At 37.4% G+C, this 17284-nt stretch carries 18 protein-coding genes and 1 tRNA gene; 17 read left to right on the top strand and 2 right to left on the bottom strand.

Annotated features, from left to right (window positions below; translation table 11 throughout):
- The first annotated feature begins 45 nt into the window (after positions 1-45).
- From MKY80_RS18965 to MKY80_RS18935, 7 genes are all read left to right on the top strand, one after another.
- A complete protein-coding gene (locus MKY80_RS18965; protein WP_008173255.1) occupies positions 46-1569 on the top strand; it encodes a tetratricopeptide repeat protein in 1524 nt (507 codons plus the stop codon).
- Positions 1570-1800: 231 nt separating this feature from the next.
- Positions 1801-2745: a thioredoxin-disulfide reductase gene (trxB, locus tag MKY80_RS18960; protein WP_008173253.1), complete on the top strand. Its 945-nt coding sequence runs from the start codon at positions 1801-1803 to the stop codon at positions 2743-2745.
- Positions 2746-3073: 328 nt separating this feature from the next.
- On the top strand, positions 3074-3541 hold the full coding sequence (locus tag MKY80_RS18955) for an 8-oxo-dGTP diphosphatase (protein ID WP_008173251.1): 468 nt from the start codon (positions 3074-3076) through the stop codon (positions 3539-3541).
- Between the two features lie 9 nt (positions 3542-3550).
- Positions 3551-4444, top strand: coding sequence for an RNase adapter RapZ (rapZ, locus tag MKY80_RS18950; protein WP_008173248.1), 894 nt, complete (start codon positions 3551-3553; stop codon positions 4442-4444).
- A gap of 4 nt (positions 4445-4448) precedes the next feature.
- Entirely contained in the window at positions 4449-5417 is a 969-nt protein-coding gene (locus MKY80_RS18945) for a YvcK family protein (protein WP_008173246.1), read from the top strand.
- Between the two features lie 88 nt (positions 5418-5505).
- The gene (gene whiA, locus MKY80_RS18940; protein WP_008173244.1) at positions 5506-6453 is read left to right on the top strand and encodes a DNA-binding protein WhiA; all 948 of its coding nucleotides are present in this window, start codon (positions 5506-5508) and stop codon (positions 6451-6453) included.
- A gap of 113 nt (positions 6454-6566) precedes the next feature.
- Positions 6567-6824 (top strand): HPr family phosphocarrier protein, encoded by a 258-nt coding sequence (locus MKY80_RS18935; RefSeq protein WP_008173242.1) that lies wholly within the window; start codon positions 6567-6569, stop codon positions 6822-6824.
- A 51-nt stretch (positions 6825-6875) separates the two neighbouring features.
- Here MKY80_RS18935 and clpP read toward each other — a convergent pair whose 3' ends face one another.
- A complete protein-coding gene (clpP, locus tag MKY80_RS18930) occupies positions 6876-7469 on the bottom strand; it encodes an ATP-dependent Clp endopeptidase proteolytic subunit ClpP (protein WP_008173241.1) in 594 nt (197 codons plus the stop codon).
- 317 nt (positions 7470-7786) lie between these two features.
- Between clpP and MKY80_RS18925 the strand changes: the two genes are divergently transcribed.
- The 4 genes from MKY80_RS18925 (at position 7787) to MKY80_RS18910 (ending at position 10659) form a co-directional block, all read left to right on the top strand.
- Positions 7787-7861: transfer RNA gene (locus MKY80_RS18925), tRNA-Arg, on the top strand.
- Positions 7862-8360: 499 nt separating this feature from the next.
- The gene (locus tag MKY80_RS18920; protein ID WP_089986253.1) at positions 8361-9155 is read left to right on the top strand and encodes a basic amino acid ABC transporter substrate-binding protein; all 795 of its coding nucleotides are present in this window, start codon (positions 8361-8363) and stop codon (positions 9153-9155) included.
- A gap of 80 nt (positions 9156-9235) precedes the next feature.
- Positions 9236-9940, top strand: a complete 705-nt coding sequence (locus MKY80_RS18915) for an amino acid ABC transporter permease (RefSeq protein WP_036120219.1) — start codon at positions 9236-9238, stop codon at positions 9938-9940.
- The gene (locus tag MKY80_RS18910; RefSeq protein WP_008173232.1) at positions 9937-10659 is read left to right on the top strand and encodes an amino acid ABC transporter ATP-binding protein; all 723 of its coding nucleotides are present in this window, start codon (positions 9937-9939) and stop codon (positions 10657-10659) included. Before MKY80_RS18915 ends, MKY80_RS18910 begins: the two co-directional genes overlap by 4 nt.
- A gap of 54 nt (positions 10660-10713) precedes the next feature.
- Here the strand turns inward: MKY80_RS18910 and MKY80_RS18905 are convergent, their stop codons facing one another.
- On the bottom strand, positions 10714-11331 hold the full coding sequence (locus MKY80_RS18905; protein WP_008173231.1) for a spore coat protein: 618 nt from the start codon (positions 11329-11331) through the stop codon (positions 10714-10716).
- A 132-nt stretch (positions 11332-11463) separates the two neighbouring features.
- Between MKY80_RS18905 and MKY80_RS18900 the strand changes: the two genes are divergently transcribed.
- From MKY80_RS18900 to MKY80_RS18875, 6 genes are all read left to right on the top strand, one after another.
- On the top strand, positions 11464-12045 hold the full coding sequence (locus MKY80_RS18900; protein ID WP_089986252.1) for a LemA family protein: 582 nt from the start codon (positions 11464-11466) through the stop codon (positions 12043-12045).
- Positions 12046-12098: 53 nt separating this feature from the next.
- Entirely contained in the window at positions 12099-12794 is a 696-nt protein-coding gene (locus tag MKY80_RS18895) for a TPM domain-containing protein (protein ID WP_342530695.1), read from the top strand.
- A gap of 130 nt (positions 12795-12924) precedes the next feature.
- Positions 12925-15195: a S9 family peptidase gene (locus MKY80_RS18890; protein WP_342530693.1), complete on the top strand. Its 2271-nt coding sequence runs from the start codon at positions 12925-12927 to the stop codon at positions 15193-15195.
- Positions 15196-15356: 161 nt separating this feature from the next.
- The gene (locus MKY80_RS18885; RefSeq protein WP_008173221.1) at positions 15357-15590 is read left to right on the top strand and encodes a glutaredoxin family protein; all 234 of its coding nucleotides are present in this window, start codon (positions 15357-15359) and stop codon (positions 15588-15590) included.
- Positions 15591-15846: 256 nt separating this feature from the next.
- Complete coding sequence (locus MKY80_RS18880; protein ID WP_255250346.1) at positions 15847-15969, top strand: hypothetical protein; 123 nt, start codon at positions 15847-15849, stop codon at positions 15967-15969.
- A gap of 175 nt (positions 15970-16144) precedes the next feature.
- Positions 16145-17191, top strand: coding sequence for a sugar-binding domain-containing protein (locus MKY80_RS18875; RefSeq protein ID WP_089986249.1), 1047 nt, complete (start codon positions 16145-16147; stop codon positions 17189-17191).
- Positions 17192-17284: the final 93 nt, after the last annotated feature.

Genomic DNA, 17284 nt, shown 5'->3' with positions numbered 1-17284 from the left:
GGAACGTTTAATACGTTCCTTATTTCTTGTTTCGGAGGAAATATATTGGAAAAGAAACGTCAAAATAAGAACCAATCAAATATAGTGTCGTTCATTCCAACAGGCGACTATTATTATAAAAAATCAATTCAAGCTATGAACAGTGGACAAATGAATAAAGCCTATAAATATTTGCAGCGTGCAGTTGATCTTAGCCCAGATGATCCTATGATAATCTTGCAGCTTGCTATTGTAGAGTTAGAAGGTCAACGTTTTGAAGAAGCGTATGATCTGCTTCGTCGTTCCTATCAAATTGACCCCGATAATCCGGAAATTATTTTTTACATGGCGGAAGTGTCGGGTTGTGTAGGCATCATGCAGGATGCAAAACGCTTTGCTGAAGAGTATTTGCAGCTAGAGCCTGAAGGTGCATATGCAGATGAAGCAGCAGAAATTTTAGAATTTGTCGCATTCGAGCAGGATGAATTTGAGGAGCTTGAAGGATCTGGTGAGGATTTATATCGTCAGGAACAGGCTCGCCGACATATGGAGAAGGGCGACTTTCCTGAAGCTATTACTATTTTAGAAGATTTAATTGAAGATCGACCAGCCTTTTGGTCGGCCTATAATAATCTTGCACTTGCTTATTTTTATGTTGGAGAAGAGGAACAGGCGAAGGCTCTCTTACATACAGTACTACGTGAAAATAAGGGAAACTTACATGCACTTTGTAACTTAACGGTGATTGCGTATTACGAAAAGAATGAAGAAGATTTGCAAGAGCTATTAAATATCCTTGTTAAAATTCAGCCATATACATGGGAGCATCGTTATAAACTAGGTGCTACATTAGCTTTAATAGGGCAATATGAATTAGCCTATAAATGGTTGCGCAGTATGCAAAAAAGAGGCTATGTAGGCGACGCAGGTTTTTATTTCTGGTTATCCCATGCTGCTTATTTTTCAGGGCATGAGGAAGTTTCTAAAAGTGCTTGGGGTCAACTGCTAGAGGTAGACCCAGATAAAGAGGGCTTTGAACCTTGGCGCCAACAAGACAACGAATTTGCACTGGATGCGTTGGAACATGATCGAAATTTTATTGTTGAAAAATTAGAAAGTAGCTATTCAAGTGAGCGTATCTTTGGCTTATTTTTATTGAAGGATACGGCTCATAAGCAAGAAATAATCGCCCATCCTAAATGGGTCAATATCGAGCAATTCGGTGCGTTTGAGAAATTGTTTTTAGCCTATGCACTTGGTCATGAATTTGATAAGAAAAACAAAGTAGAGGCCAGCTTTTTACGTGCTGTAAATGTGCCGGAAATTTTATTAGAGCAGTATGGCAAATTATCATCATTGATTGTACCTATGTTTCAAATGTGGTTTGTCCTGTGTGAACAAGCTTTAATTCAAAATTATCGTTTTACAAATCCTGTAGCGATTGCAGGAGCAAATGATTATTTATTTAGATCTTCTCAAATGCTTAAGGTGACAAAAAAAGAAATAGCTCAACAATATGGAGTATCTGTTGCCACTTTATCGAAGTATATTGAAGAAATTTTAGCTTTTTTACCAGACAGTCATAATTAGTGTGTGAGCAACATAGTTGAATAACTTTATACTTTCACATACGATGAACATACTAACGTTATCAAGAATTTGCCCTGGCAACATTGCGTTTGAGTGTTACTCCTTGCTAGTTGCCAATGGTTTATCTTCATCCCCTCTATTGTAAGTTGGGATCATATGTAGGTGACGTTACACTTTCACTACTATTTGTTGAATGAAGATAAAAAGTATTCTGTTTAGGGGGAAGTATTTATGTCGGAAGAAAAAATTTATGATGTGGTCATTATTGGTGCAGGTCCTGCGGGGATGACTGCTGCTGTTTATACATCACGTGCTAATTTGGCAACGCTTATGATTGAACGAGGAATCCCTGGTGGACAAATGGCCAACACTGAAGAAGTAGAAAACTATCCTGGTTTCGATACAATTTTAGGGCCTGAGCTTTCTACAAAAATGTTTGACCATGCTAAAAAATTCGGTGCTGAATATGCCTATGGCGATGTAACAGAAATCATCGACGGGGAAGAATTTAAAACAATTAAATCAGGTACAAAAGAATATAAAACACGTGCTATTATTATTACAACTGGTGCAGAGTATAAAAAAATGGGTGTGCCTGGTGAAAAAGAACTTGGCGGCCGTGGTGTCAGCTACTGTGCAGTTTGTGATGGCGCGTTCTTTAAACAAAAAAATCTTGTAGTTGTTGGCGGAGGAGATTCAGCTGTAGAAGAGGGCGTATATTTAACACGCTTTGCTGATAAAGTAACAATTGTCCACCGTCGTGATAAATTACGTGCACAAAAAATCCTCCAAGATCGTGCATTTGCAAATGACAAAATTGATTTCATTTGGAATGCTACAGTAAAAGAAATTAATGAAGCTAATGGTAAAGTGGGTAGTGTTACACTACAATCAACTGTGGATGGAACTGAATCAGAGTTTACAACAGATGGTGTGTTTGTGTATATCGGTATGCTACCTTTAACAAAGCCATTTGAATCTTTAGGTATTTTAAATGATGCTGGTTATATTTTGACAAATGATAATATGGAAACAACAATTCCAGGAATCTTTGCAGCTGGAGATGTACGTGAAAAATCACTACGTCAAATTGTTACAGCAACTGGTGATGGCAGTATTGCAGCTCAAGCTGTACAGCATTATGTAGAAGAGCTATTAGAGAAAATTAATGCATAACTTGGCTATTTTAAGGAAAAAAATACAATTTTAATGTGGTTTTAATATTGTTGTAACTTGAATGACATATAAAAGGTGTATGATTAAAAGTGTAATTAGCAATCCCCCTTTTATTTTGTTTAGTAGGTTGTTTCCGCCTCAATTAGGTGGGAACAACCTACTTTTTTATTTGTATAGATCATGAAAAGAGCATGAGCTTTTTTTCAATAAATTCTTCGATAAAACTAAATTGTTAAATGTCTACGTATGAGAGTTGTAAATGAGGACAAATCTTGCTGTGTCTTGCTATAATGGAGAGTAGAATGCAAAAGTGATTAGAGGTGTGCCTATGCAAAGAATTGCAAATTTAATTGCCGTAAAAGACGGTAAAGTATTATTACTTCAGAAACCAAGACGAGGTTGGTACGTTGCTCCGGGTGGAAAAATGGAAAGCGGTGAGTCCATCTTTGAGGCTGCTATTCGTGAATTTCAGGAAGAGACAAATGTTATACCTTTACATGTACACCTAAAGGGTGTTTATACGATGGTCATTAAAGAAAATGATGAAGTTGTAGATGAATGGATGCTTTATACATTTGTTGCTAAGGATGTAGACGGTATACCGTTTGTAGAAACTAGAGAAGGTAAACTTGCATGGCACCCAGTAGAGGATTTAGCACATTTGCCAATGGCTGAAGGAGATCGCACTAATTTACAATTTGCTATTTCGCAATCAGGTATTCAGTATGGCACGTTTGACTATACAACGAATTTTGAATTACTTCATCAGAAAATACAAATATCAAAAGAACAATAAAGGAGTTGCATGACAGTGGTGGTTGAAGGCCAACAAAGTACACATGAATTGGTTATTATTACAGGAATGTCTGGAGCTGGGAAGACAGTAGCTATTCAAAGCTTTGAAGATTTAGGGTATTACTGTATTGATAATTTACCACCTGCGTTACTTACAACTTTTTTAACTCTGCTAAGAGATTCTGGAAAGAATAGTACACGTATTGCGGCAGTGATGGATATGCGTGGAGGTAACTTTTTTGATGCGCTTATTGGGGCGTTAGACCATATACTAAAAGAAGGCGACATTGTAGCTCGTATTTTATTTTTAGATGCAGATGATGCCACATTAGTAAGACGCTATAAAGAAACAAGAAGAGCCCATCCATTGGCAGTAAGTGGCTTACCTTTAGATGGTATAAAGCAAGAGCGAGCGCTTTTATCGGAAGTAAAAGGCCGTGCTAATTTTGTTTATAACACATCTAACATGAAACCAAAGCAATTACGTGAAAAGATCGTTAAAGAATTTGCCAGTGAAGCAGATACTATTTTTACCGTAAACATTATGTCTTTTGGCTTCAAGCATGGTATGCCAATTGATGCAGACTTAGTGTTCGATGTTCGTTTTCTTAAAAATCCGTATTATGTAGAAGAGCTACGCCCAAAGACGGGACTTCAAACAGAAGTTTCCTCCTATGTTTTAGCCTTGGAAGATACGCAAATACTTATACAAAAACTAACGGATTTGTTCGACTTTATGATTCCTCTTTATCGACAAGAAGGTAAATCACAACTCGTTATCGCTTTTGGTTGTACAGGTGGTCAGCATCGTTCAGTAACTTTAGCAGAGTTTTTTGGGGCTTATTTAGCCAACAAAGAGAATACGGTTATTACGCATCGTGATATTAATCGTAGAAAGGAATGAGTGAATGGGGAAAAAGCAAACAAAGCTTGTGGTAATTGGTGGTGGAACAGGACTATCTACATTACTTCGTGGGCTCAAGCACCATCCATTTGATATTACTGCTATTGTGACGGTAGCAGACGATGGCGGCTCTTCAGGGCGTTTACGAGATGATTATGATATTCCACCACCAGGTGATGTTCGTAATGTCATTGCGGCATTATCAGATATTGAACCGCTAGTGGAGCAAATGTTTCAATACCGTTTTTCAGCGTCAGAGGATTTACGTGGCCATTCCTTAGGGAACTTAATGCTAACAGCACTTACTGATATTACTGGTGATTTTAACCATGCTATAAGTGAGATGGGGAAGGTATTAAAAGTACATGGCCGTGTAATACCAGCAGCCAATAAAAAAATTAACTTACATGCTGTGTTAGAGGATGGTTCAATCATTGAAGGTGAATCAAAAGTCCCGACAGCGACAAAACGCATTGATCGCGTTTTTTTAGTACCCGAAAACGTGCAACCGTTACCAGAAGCTATTCGGGCAATTCAGCGTGCAGACTATATATTAATTGGCCCAGGAAGCTTATACACAAGTATTATTCCAAATCTCCTTGTCAAAGAGATTGGGGAAGCTGTTGTGAAAGCAAAAGGAAGAAAAATATATGTTTGTAATTTAATGACACAAAAAGGTGAAACCATTTCTTATACAGCAGGTGATCATGTATCGGCCATACATAAGCATGTTGGCGCATCCTTTATTGATTCGATTTTAGTTAATGATGAAGAATTGCCGAATCCAGTAAAAGAATTGTATAAAGAAGAAAGAGCAGAGCCAGTGACATTTGATGTGGCAAAGCTTGAAAGTATGGGATTAGAGGTTATAAGACGCGATATTGCTACAATTCGATCAGATGGTACGGTTCGACATAATGCTACGAATGTTGCAGAGTGGCTGGTAGATTATGCCGGTATTTATGATCGGTAAGAGAACCGATAATAGAAACATAAAGTGTTTATTGTATATGGTAAGATGAACATATACATAGAAATTATGATTGAAAGGGGGGCGTGATATGTCTTTTGCTTCTGAAACGAAAAAGGAATTAACCCAAATAGAAGCGGACAATCATTGTATGAAAGCAGAAGTTTCTGCCCTAATTCGTATGAATGGTTCATTATCCTTTGCGAATAAACAACTAAGCTTGGACGTGCAAACTGAAAACGCTGCAATTGCAAGAAGACTATATACGATTATGAAAAAATTGTATCCGTACAATGTGGAATTACTAGTTCGTAAGAAAATGCGATTGAAAAAAAATAACGTATATATTTGCCGTGTAAGAGAAGGAGCGCGCGAGCTGTTAATTGATTTAGAAATCATCTCAGACGACTTTCAATTTAATCATACGATCTCAAGAAAGCTCATTAAAAAAAATGGTCAAAAAAGAGCCTATTTAAGAGGTGCATTTTTGGCAGGAGGCTCTGTCAATAACCCAGAAACGTCCGCCTACCATTTAGAAATTTATTCTTTATATAAAGAACATGGTGAAGCATTGATGGATTTAATGAATGAATTTGAACTCAATGCCAAAACAATTGAACGCAAAAAAGGCTTTGTTACTTATTTAAAGGAAGCGGAAAAAATTTCTGATTTCCTTAATATTGTAGGCGCCCATCAGGCAATGATGAAATTTGAGGATGTTCGGATATTGCGAGACATGCGCAATAGTGTCAATCGTATTGTGAACTGTGAAACAGCCAATCTAAACAAAACAATTGGAGCAGCATTACGGCAGGTAGAGAATATTCGATTTATTGAAAATTCTATTGGACTTGACCAACTACCAGAAAAGCTTCGTGAAATTGCACGATTACGAGTAGAGTATCAAGATGTTACGTTAAAAGAACTTGGTGAAATGGTATCCAGTGGTACCGTCAGCAAATCAGGTGTCAACCATCGTTTAAGAAAAATAGACGAAATAGCAGATGCATTAAGACGCGGTGAAAAAATAGGTGGTTAAGTTTTCATACTTTTCAGGTATGAATGTCATGCGTAATCGCTTATTGTTCTTTTGCTAGTAAGTAAGGTAAGATAAAACTAATAGATGAACGGTAGTGAAGGGGAGTTTTGAGAATGATCGAGAGAAGAGTCCAGGTTAAATTAAAATTAGGACTACAAGCTAGACAAGCGGCACTATTTGTGCAGGAGGCCAATCGTTTCAGTGCGGATATCTTTCTAGAAAAAGATGAAAAAAAAGTGAATGCCAAATCGATAATGGGTGTCATGAGCTTAGCGGTTGCGAAAGGTACCGAAGTAACGTTAAGTAGTGAAGGCAATGATGCCGAGCAAGCGGTTACAGCATTAGCTGCAATTATTGAAAATGAAGATTAACAAACAAATAAAAATGCCTCTCAGAGTAATTTTCTGGGAGGCTTTTTAGTATTATTTATTATCCGTACTACGGTGCATAATGTGATCGATTAAACCATATTCTTTTGCACGTTCAGCTGTCATGAAGTTATCACGATCTGTGTCTCTTGCAATGACTTCAAGTGGTTGACCAGTGCGTTCAGATAAAATGCCGTTTAATTTTTCACGTAAGAATAAAATACGTTTAGCAGCAATTTCAATTTCTGTCGCTTGACCTTGTGCGCCACCTAGTGGTTGGTGAATCATTACTTCCGCATTTGGTAATGCAAAACGTTTACCAGGTTCACCCGCAGCAAGTAAGAAAGCTCCCATTGATGCAGCCATACCAATACAAATCGTTTGAACTTTTGGCTTAATAATTTGCATTGTGTCATAAATAGCCATACCAGCCGTAATTGATCCACCTGGCGAATTAATGTAAAGAGAAATGTCTTTGTCTGGATCTTCTGCTTGTAGGAAAAGTAGCTGTGCGACAATGGAGTTCGCCACATTGTCATCGATAGCACTTCCTAAAAGGATAATGCGGTCTTTAAGTAGACGTGAATAAATGTCATATGCACGCTCACCACGGCTTGTTTGTTCAATAACTGTAGGAATTAAATTCATGTTAAATCCTCCTTCAAAAAACTAAATTCGATTACCTTTGCTGAAATCTACATTGTTTATTTCAGCTGTAACCTTATCATACACATTATAGTCAGGGAAGGTCAAATATTAACCCTGCTAAAGTGAAATTAATTAAAATAAAAAAAATAAATTCTTTTTGCATTCTATGGTTGAATTATATGTGATACGTTTGTATAATAGGTAAGGTTATAAGTTTGAAAGTACAGGACACTATTTTGCAGGTATGCTTCAAAAGAGGATTATCTACATCATGCTTTTCGTAAGCCTAGGGTGAGTACTTTTTTTTTGTGTTTTTTGCCCTCGTGGTGTAATGGATAACACGTAAGATTCCGGTTCTTGCACTGGGGGTTCGATTCCCTCCGAGGGCGCCATTTTACTGAATATTGATATACTGTAATAGCTCAATCTCCTAATAAGTAGTTTAGCAGCCTGCTTAGTGGGGATAGAGAGGAAAAGTAATGGGAATACTGTCCTAGTTGGCATTATTCCCCTATTTATGCCTTTCAAACCTTCAAGAAAGCAACAACTCCAAATTATTTTTTAGTGAACATACTGTCCGTGAAGGCTAGTAATAGCCGAAAAAAGAATCCTTTCTGAGGGGATTCTTTTTTTTTTGTTTAAATTTATCGAAATTTGACATCGCTTCTATTGTATATATATTAGTTTTAGGTTCGATATCTTGTTATTAATGCTTATTTTTTCTATATAAATGGTTTTGCCATTAATTAATATGAAAAAATATTTAGTTTTATGCGAAAAGTTGTTGTGCAAATACTATAATATTAATATAATTGACCTAATAGTCTAACATTTCCGAATTGCGAAAAATAATACGCAGGATGGAAAATTATCGAAATAGGGGGAAATGCAATGAAAAAAACAGCTTGGATGTTACTTATGATGATAGCAGCGCTAACTTTAGCACTTGCAGGATGTGGCACAAAGGACAATGCCTCTTCTGGTAGCACACCTTCAGAAGGTGCGGATGGCAAGAAAGTATATAAAGTAGGTACAGAAGCAACTTTTGCACCGTTTGAATCTGTTGACGATAAAGGGAAAATTGTGGGGATTGATGTCGATATTTTAAAAGCAATTGCTGATGAAATGAATTTCGAAGTAGAGTGGAATAATATTGGTTGGGAACCCGTTTTCCAAACAATTAAAAACGGTGAAACACATATTGGTGCTTCAGGGATTACAATTACAGATGAGCGCAAAGAATCATTCGATTTTACTGAGCCATACTATGAATCTCAATTATTAATTGTTGTGAAAGAAGATTCAAAGATTAAATCATTAGATGAATTAAAAGACAAAAAGGTGTCCGTACAAATTAATGCTACTGGCCATATGGCAGCTAAAAAGCTACAAGGTGAAGCAAGTACAAATATTATGGCTTTTGAAAGTCAGCCAATCGCAATTCAAGAAATGCTAAATGGTAATGTTGATGCAGCTATTGGAGACAATGCGGTAGTATACGAATATATTAAAGCGCATCCAGATCAAAAAATTAAAGTCATTCAAGATGACGCATTCGAAAAAGAATATTATGGCTTTATGGTTCAAAAGGGGAATAAAGAGCTTTTAGATAAATTAAATGAAGGTCTGAAAAAGATTAAAGAAAACGGTAAATTAAAAGAAATTACAGGTACTGATTTCGAATAATATGGTAATGCCACTCGCCAAGCAGTATGCTAGCGACTCATTTAATTGATGTAACTTTAAAGGGGAAATGGGGTTTTCGGATGGACATCTTTGACCTACGCTGGGACATTGTCTGGAACTACCGAGATATGTTTATACGAGGTATTGGCGTAACACTTATTTTGACACTTAGTGGTTATTTTGGCGGTATTCTTTTAGGACTGTTTTTAGGACTAGGGAAATTATCAAGTAAAAAATGGATATATTGGCCATCAAAATTATATGTTGATTTATTCCGCGGAACACCAATGCTTGTTCAAATTTTATTAATACACTTAGCCGTTATTCCAACCATTTTTGGACATTCTTTAGGGTATATGGTTTCAGGGATTACCGCGCTTATTTTAAACTGTGCTGCTTACAATGCAGAAATTTTCCGTGCAGGTATCCAAAGTATTGCAAAGGGGCAAATGGAGGCCGCTCGTTCTCTTGGTCTTACACATAACCAAGCGATGCGTAAGGTTATTTTACCGCAGGCCTTTAGACGCATGATCCCGCCATTAGGGAATGAATTCATAGCATTATTAAAGGATTCCTCACTAGTAACAGTCATCGCTGCACCAGATATTCTATATGCTAGTAAAGTTGTTGCAGGTGCAAGCTTCCGTTTCTGGGAACCGTATATTGTTGCTGCATTACTATATTTAATATTAACGTATGGTGTAACGAAGATTGTTGCATTTATTGAGAAACGATTTAGCAATAGTTATGTCCCTCGTAAGGCAGAAGGGCGGGAAGCAAGATGATAAGAATTGAGAACCTACACAAATATTTTGGTAAGCTAGAAGTATTAAAAGGGATTGATTATGAAATCCAAGAAAAACAAGTTGTATGTGTCATTGGGCCTTCTGGTTCAGGAAAAAGTACTTTTTTACGTTGCATTAATATGCTAGAAGAAGTAACGGACGGTGCTATTTATATTGAAGATGTGAAGATCAATGATCCGAAAACGAATATCAATGAGATTCGAGCAGAGGTGGGAATGGTGTTTCAACAATTTAACTTATTCCCTCATATGAACGTCATCGATAATGTCACGATGGCTCCCATGCAAATTCGTAAAATGAGTCGTCCAGAAGCTGAAGAGCTTGGGCATGAGCTGTTAAAAAAGGTGGGTCTCGACAGTAAAGCCTATAATTATCCTGAACAGCTATCAGGTGGACAACAGCAGCGTGTAGCTATTGCACGTGCATTAGCAATGAAGCCAAAGGCCATTCTATTTGATGAGCCTACTTCAGCTCTTGATCCTGAAATGGTAAAAGAGGTGTTAGATGTAATGAAAAATCTAGCGGCTGAAGGGATGACAATGATTGTAGTCACACATGAAATGGGCTTTGCTCGTGAGGTTGGTGATCGAGTAGTCTTTATGGATGGTGGCTATATTGTGGAAGAGGGGTTGCCTGAGGAATTATTCGGAAACCCACAAAGTGAACGTACGAAAGCATTTTTAGGAAAAGTATTATAATGAGAAAAGGCAGTCCATGATGAGAATTCATCACCATGGACTGCCTTTTGATTTTTAATGAAGGGGATTAGAGGTTGTATCGTATGCATTAAGCATCGTTTGCATATCTTGTTGAGAGTACTGAGGCACTTGATAATAGCCATGTTTATTTTGGTAAATGGATAATTCATAGGCCATTTCAATGCAGTTGGGAATACTATCAGCAACAACACGACGAACAACAGGGTTTGTCGTTTCTGTTGCAGCAGCCGTCATACATTTTGCTGCTCCCTTTTGAGCGCCTAGTAAGAAACCAGAAATGGCTTCATCATTAATTTCATTAGCGTTTTGCATTGGTTTTTTTGGTTGGCCTGGAGTTAAGCCATATTTAAAGTCATTGCCTGTTTCCATTTGGTAACGTCCCGTAGGAACAGATGGATCATGACCTGTTTTAAAGGACTCAACAATCGTATTATACATACCCAATGTAAAATTATATTGGCGATCCAAAATGCTGAGTAATTCTTGATCCTTTACTTGTGGACGTAAAATGATCGCTTGGTTCATACCAGCGATAATTTCACCAATTGCTTCATGCATGTCCATCATTTCGTGTCCACCATGATTTAGACTATGTTGTTGATTGAAATTTGTTTGATTGGATGATGATTCATTGTAAAACGATTGTGACAAAAAAAACGCCTCCTCATATAATTTTTGATGCAGTATTTAGTATGTCAAGCCAAATGATTTTCATACGGTATAAATGCAAAGGCAAAAATGTAGACTAACAAAAGGAAATGCAAGTCAAGGAGGTTTTAGAAAATGAAGAAATGGTTTGGACCAATTGGGATAATTGTTATCATTCTTATCGTGTTAGCCTTAGTATTGATTCCTAAATATAACAGTTTAGTAACAGCTGAGGAAAATGTAGATTCCAAATGGGCGCAAGTTGAAAACCAGCTCCAACGCCGCTACGATTTAATTCCCAATTTGGTTGAATCTGTGAAAGGGTATGCGAATCACGAGCAACAGATCATTGCGGATATTACTAACGCACGTGCTCAAATGGGCAATGCTAATACTCCTGAACAGCAAGCTGTTGCGAATGATGCTTTATCTGGTGCGCTTAGTCGTTTACTAGTAGTCGTGGAAAACTACCCGAACTTAAAGGCAGATGCAAATTTTCGTCAGTTAATGGATGAGCTTGCTGGCACAGAAAATCGCTTGGCAGTTGCGCGCGAGGATTATAATAATGAAGTACAACAATTTAATAAGCATGTTAAACGCTTTCCTGGCAATTTAATGGCAGGGATGTTTGGATTTGAACAAAAAGAATACTTTAAAGCCGCTGCGGGTGCCGAACAAGCACCGTCTATTGATTTTAGTCAATCGGGTACACAGTGATGAAGCGTTGTATTATACAGCTGCTTATCGTTTGCTCAGTGCTTCTTTTTAGCATGACTATGACGAAAGCAGCAATACCTTCACCAATGAAAAATACGTATATCCATGATTTTGCGAATGTCTTATCTTTAGATGTAAAACAGGAGCTAAACCATTATTCAGAGCAATTAGATAAAGGGACAGGTGCTGAAATCATGGTCGTAACCGTTGATAGCCTTCATGGGCAGGAGGCGAAAATGTATGCGACAAAGATGATTCGTTCCTGGGGCATTGGGGACAAAGAGAAAAATAATGGTGTCCTTATACTCGCTACATTTGGACAGGGCGAAGGCCAAAATGATGTGGTGATAGCTGTAGGTCAAGGCTTAGAAGGAGCATTACCAGACGGTAAATTAGGGCGTATTTTAGATAATGCATTTTATCCCTTTGCAAGTGAAGGTGATAATGATCAAGCCTTTCTAGCTACATATGCGGAGGTCTTTCGTACTGTAGCTGAAGAGCATAATTGGAATGGTGAATTACCTGCAGGTGCAAAGGAGGAGGAAGGAATGCCCATCTGGCTCATTATTGTCATCGTTATAATAGTCCTCATTTTTTCTTCTTTTTCAAAAGGCGGAAGAGGCGGACCTCGTGGGAGAGGCTACGGCGGTTATCCTGGTGGCTTTGGTGGCGGACGTTCAGGTGGTGGCGGTTTTGGAGGGTTTGGTGGCGGCTCTTCAGCAGGTGGAGGGGCAAGCCGAAAATTTTAATACTAACGACAAGCGAGCTAATTATTTAGTTCGCTTTTAATATGAAAATATTGACAAAAATACAAATAATGGTATAATTTGAATATATCGACTATCGATATAACGTAAACTGATATAGGGAGGAATCATTTTGAAAAAAAGATTTTTAACTGCATCATTAGCAATTATTTTAACAACTGCTACGGTTATTCCTGCAACATTGCAAGAAGTACGTGCTGCCAATGAAACAAATGTTGTATTAGCACAAGAGGAACATCTTTCAGCACAGGAATTTCTGGATTTAGCAGTAACAGCTTTAACATTCCAGCATGGCTCTGATTCAATGCGTCAACAAATTAAGGATCAATGGGTAAAGGCTGGAGAGATTTCAGACTTAAGCGCTATTATTAAACGTGATCAAGCAGCTAGGATTTTAGTTAGAGCTGCCAATAAAGAAGGAAAAGAAAAGTCACTACCAGAGTATTTAAAGAAGGCCAATAAGCTTGGTTTCTTTAAGGGAGTATCTTCAAGTACAGATTTTATTACGAAACAAGATGCTGGCAAACTCCTTAACAATGTTAAACATATAAAAAATGGTTCCAATAATAAAGGAGTAAAAGAAATTTCTGTGGAAGATTTTATGAAAAATCCAGGGAATTTTGGCTACGAACTTTCCCCTGATGGTAATTATATTACATTTGCCTCTGAATGGGAGAACCGCTCGAATGTATTCGTGAAAAAAATGAATGATAATAGTGAGCCTGTTCGTGTATCAAGCTCAAAGGATCGAGATATTGCAGGTTTTTTCTGGAAGGATGATGCTTTACTTTATTTGAAAGATAAAGGTGGAGATGAAAACTTCCATATTTATTCTACAACCTTTAACGGTTCTGTGGAAAAAGATTTAACGCCATATCCTAACGTAACGGTAGGAATATTGGATAGCTTACAGGGTGTAAAAGACGAAATTCTTATTATGATGAACAAAGAGGATGCTACTGTTTTTGATGTGTACAAGCTAAATGTAAAGACGGGTAAAACGACTCACGTCGCCAAAAATCCTGGCAATATTACGAACTGGTTAGCAGATCGTAACGGCAATGTACGTGTAGCTGTGGCTACTGATGGGGTGGAAGGTACTGTCCTTTATCGAGATTCAGAAAAGGATGAATTCAGATCATTTATTAAAATCGGTGCTGGGGATGAAGTGATGCCGATAGCTTTCTCGAAGGACAATAAGTTTATTTATGCTACATCCAATAAAGGCCGGGATAAAGTAGAAGTGGTGAAGTATGACTTACAAGGGAAAGAAGAAGTAATCATGTCCAATGATGAAGTGGATGTTTCGGGTGTATTGTATAATGCTGAAAAAGATAAATTATTGTATGGTGCGTATGCTACGGATAAAATCCATTATCAATTCTTTGATAAAAATTTTGAAAAGTTATTCCGTAAAATTCAAAACAAGCTTGGTGTTCAAGAAAGCCAATTGGGCATAAACGATTACAATAAAGAGATGACAAAATTTATTGTAAGTGTATCGAGTGACACCATCTATGGAAAATATTATTACTATGATTCAACAACAGATGAATTAACAGAATTAGCAACATTGAGCCCTTGGTTGAAATCTTCAGAGCTTGCAGAAATGCATCCTATCTCTTATAAGAGTCGTGATGGATTAATTATAAATGGTTATTTAACATTGCCGAAAAATAAAAATGCTAAAGATCTACCTCTTATTGTAAACCCACATGGTGGACCGTGGGCTCGTGATATGTGGGGATTCAATCCAGAAGTACAGCTATTAGCAAATCGTGGCTATGCAGTGCTACAAGTAAACTTCCGTTCCTCGACTGGATATGGGAAGGAATTCCTTCAAGCTGGTAATAAGCAATGGGGCTTGAAAATTCAAGATGATATAACGGATGGCGTTCAATGGGCGATTGACCAGGGTATTGCAGATCCTAAACGTATCGGTATTTACGGTGCTTCATTTGGCGGTTATGCTACATTAGCTGGCATTACGTATACACCAGATTTATATGCGGCAGCAGTTGATTATGTTGGTGTATCTAATATTTTCACACTATTAGATACAATTCCACCATACTGGGAAACTATGCGAGACATTTTTTATGAACGAGTAGGTCATCCAGAGAAAGATAAAGAATTATTATCAGCGGTTTCTCCGGTCTTCCATGCAGATAAAATTAAAACACCTTTATTTGTTGCACAAGGCGCAAATGATCCACGTGTCAACAAAGCGGAATCCGACCAAATTGTCGAAGCTTTACGTGCTAGAGGTGTAGATGTAGAGTATATGTTAAAGGATAATGAGGGCCATGGCTTCGCGAATGAAGAAAACAGAATCGAATTCTATAATGCCATGTTGAAATTCCTTGATCATCATTTAAAATAACATAATAGCCAAAAGGCATTGATGTGCTTGTTATTCGCACTCAATGCCTTTCATTTTTCTAGTAAGCTTTTGAATGAATCCACCACATAGTTTACAATCGTTGTAGCTAGCATTGTCATCGTTCAACGATGAAGAAATAATAGAAACAGGAGGTGCCATCCATGATTGTTCAATTTTTTAGTCGAGCTAATTGTCCATTATGTGTAGAGGGCTTACATACATTAAAGCTTGTACAGGAAGATGTAGCGTTCGATATTGAAATAGTTAATATTGAAGAGGATGATCTCATACACGAAAAATATATGTTAATGATACCTGTAGTAGAAAAGGATGGGGTCGTTATCCAATACGGTAATCTGGATTATGCTACATTGATGGAGTACTTGGGCAGTTAAGTTCTATGTCTTTAAAAAGATAATAACGGCGTAAATCGCTCTATTGTTAGTTGTCATTCATACAATTCACAAATTGTTCAATGAAAGCGGTTTGAATTTGAACAGTTTGTGAAGACCTTCACATTAGTCTTTTATTTTATAAAAATCGGAGTAGAATAGGTATCAAGTAAGACGTTGTTATAAAACAGATAATGAAAAGTATCACAAATTCTAGTGGTTGTTATATTACAAAAGCGATGTGAAGGGAGATTTTACAATGTGGGTTATTACAGTATTTGAAAAAAAGGACGTTCGTATTTTTGAATTTACAAATAAAAATGAAGCAACAAAAGCTTTAGAAGGATTTAAGAAAAACGCAATTTTATCTTTCACAAAATAAGCAAACCAAAGTCCCGTAGCTAATGGCAAAGCTATGGGGCTTTTTTTTAATCCAAAACTATACAATTACTTGCACTTTCCAAATATGCGTATTATAATAAAATCATAAGTGGGACACAAAATAATATAGTGGGACTTAATTGAACCCACCACTATTAACAAGGGAGTAGATAAATATGTTCACTATTCCAGAGGCACAGCAAAGGCTACTTCCTGAAATGTATCCGCTTCTGCAATCTAGATATCGTATTTTGCAAGCCGTTCAACTTATGCAACCTATCGGGCGTCGAACACTCGCAGATTCATTGAAAATGACAGAGAGAGAAATTCGTAAAGAAACTGACATTTTACGTGAACAAGGGTTATTAGATTCGCAAAAGTCGGGTATGGTATGTACAGATGATGGTGAAGAAGTCATTGAAAAACTGAGAGCCATCGTTTATGAATGGTCTGGTTTAACCCAGCTTGCAAAATTGCTTGAACATCATTTTGGTATACAACATGTTGTTGTTGTACCAGGTGACTATAGTGAAGACAATACAATCCTAACCTTGCTTGGCAAGGAAGCAGCATTGCAATTTATGTCTACTGCTTTTGATGAACAAGTTGTAGCGGTCACTGGTGGAAAATCAGTTGCCTCTCTAGCTCAATTTTTACATCCATTAGAGGGACAAAAAGATATTACCTTTGTTGCCGCACGCGGAGGAATTGGTCATGAAATGCAAATGCAAGCGAATACGCTTGTTGCAACATTTGCCATGCAGATGGAGGAACAATACCGTACATTATTTTTACCTGAGCATTTAAGTGAGCAAGCATATCAAGCAATGCTAACAGAGCCTATGGTAACTGAAATGATGGCGTATTATGATCGAGCAGATTGCGTGATCCATGGCATTGGATCGGCAGAGGAAATGGCGATTCGACGTAATTCATCTTCTGAGGATTTGCGAATTCTTGAGGAGAAGGGCGCGGTAAGTGAGGCATTTGGTTATTACTTTAATGCCGATGGTGAAATCGTACATCGTATCCGCACGATTGGTATTCAGCTTGAACAGGTAAAAAATAGCCAGCAAGTTATTGCCGTGGCAGCAGGAAAACAAAAGGTCAATGCGATGCTTTCTTATTTTAAAGTAGCGCCAAAGCAAACGATTTTTATTACAGATGAAGCAGCCGCAAAAGCCATTGCCGCTACTTTATCTACTGACAGCCATTTTGATTGATGGGTGTGAGCATTACCATGTCACTCGATCTCAAAAAATGTTGAAGCATTTTTTGAATGAGCATAAAAGCAATTTAACGTCTCTATTTCAATG

The sequence above is a fragment of the Lysinibacillus sp. FSL R5-0849 genome (assembly GCF_038595075.1).
Taxonomy (GTDB): Bacteria; Bacillota; Bacilli; order Bacillales_A; family Planococcaceae; genus Lysinibacillus; species Lysinibacillus fusiformis.
Note: the sequence above shows the minus strand (reverse complement) of the source record. Positions and strands in the feature narration are given on the sequence as shown.

What these genes read in the sequence shown, in the direction of transcription:
- whiA (WP_008173244.1), top strand. Translation starts at nt 5,506, where the DNA reads ATGTCTTTTGCTTCTGAAACGAAAAAGGAATTAACCCAAATAGAAGCG.
- MKY80_RS18880 (WP_255250346.1), top strand. Translation starts at nt 15,847, where the DNA reads ATGTGGGTTATTACAGTATTTGAAAAAAAGGACGTTCGTATTTTTGAA.
- MKY80_RS18935 (WP_008173242.1), top strand. Translation starts at nt 6,567, where the DNA reads ATGATCGAGAGAAGAGTCCAGGTTAAATTAAAATTAGGACTACAAGCT.
- rapZ (WP_008173248.1), top strand. Translation starts at nt 3,551, where the DNA reads ATGACAGTGGTGGTTGAAGGCCAACAAAGTACACATGAATTGGTTATT.
- MKY80_RS18875 (WP_089986249.1), top strand. Translation starts at nt 16,145, where the DNA reads ATGTTCACTATTCCAGAGGCACAGCAAAGGCTACTTCCTGAAATGTAT.
- trxB (WP_008173253.1), top strand. Translation starts at nt 1,801, where the DNA reads ATGTCGGAAGAAAAAATTTATGATGTGGTCATTATTGGTGCAGGTCCT.
- MKY80_RS18895 (WP_342530695.1), top strand. Translation starts at nt 12,099, where the DNA reads ATGACTATGACGAAAGCAGCAATACCTTCACCAATGAAAAATACGTAT.
- MKY80_RS18900 (WP_089986252.1), top strand. Translation starts at nt 11,464, where the DNA reads ATGAAGAAATGGTTTGGACCAATTGGGATAATTGTTATCATTCTTATC.
- MKY80_RS18910 (WP_008173232.1), top strand. Translation starts at nt 9,937, where the DNA reads ATGATAAGAATTGAGAACCTACACAAATATTTTGGTAAGCTAGAAGTA.
- MKY80_RS18945 (WP_008173246.1), top strand. Translation starts at nt 4,449, where the DNA reads ATGGGGAAAAAGCAAACAAAGCTTGTGGTAATTGGTGGTGGAACAGGA.
- clpP (WP_008173241.1), bottom strand. Translation starts at nt 7,469, where the DNA reads ATGAATTTAATTCCTACAGTTATTGAACAAACAAGCCGTGGTGAGCGT.
- MKY80_RS18885 (WP_008173221.1), top strand. Translation starts at nt 15,357, where the DNA reads ATGATTGTTCAATTTTTTAGTCGAGCTAATTGTCCATTATGTGTAGAG.
- MKY80_RS18920 (WP_089986253.1), top strand. Translation starts at nt 8,361, where the DNA reads ATGAAAAAAACAGCTTGGATGTTACTTATGATGATAGCAGCGCTAACT.
- MKY80_RS18955 (WP_008173251.1), top strand. Translation starts at nt 3,074, where the DNA reads ATGCAAAGAATTGCAAATTTAATTGCCGTAAAAGACGGTAAAGTATTA.
- MKY80_RS18915 (WP_036120219.1), top strand. Translation starts at nt 9,236, where the DNA reads ATGGACATCTTTGACCTACGCTGGGACATTGTCTGGAACTACCGAGAT.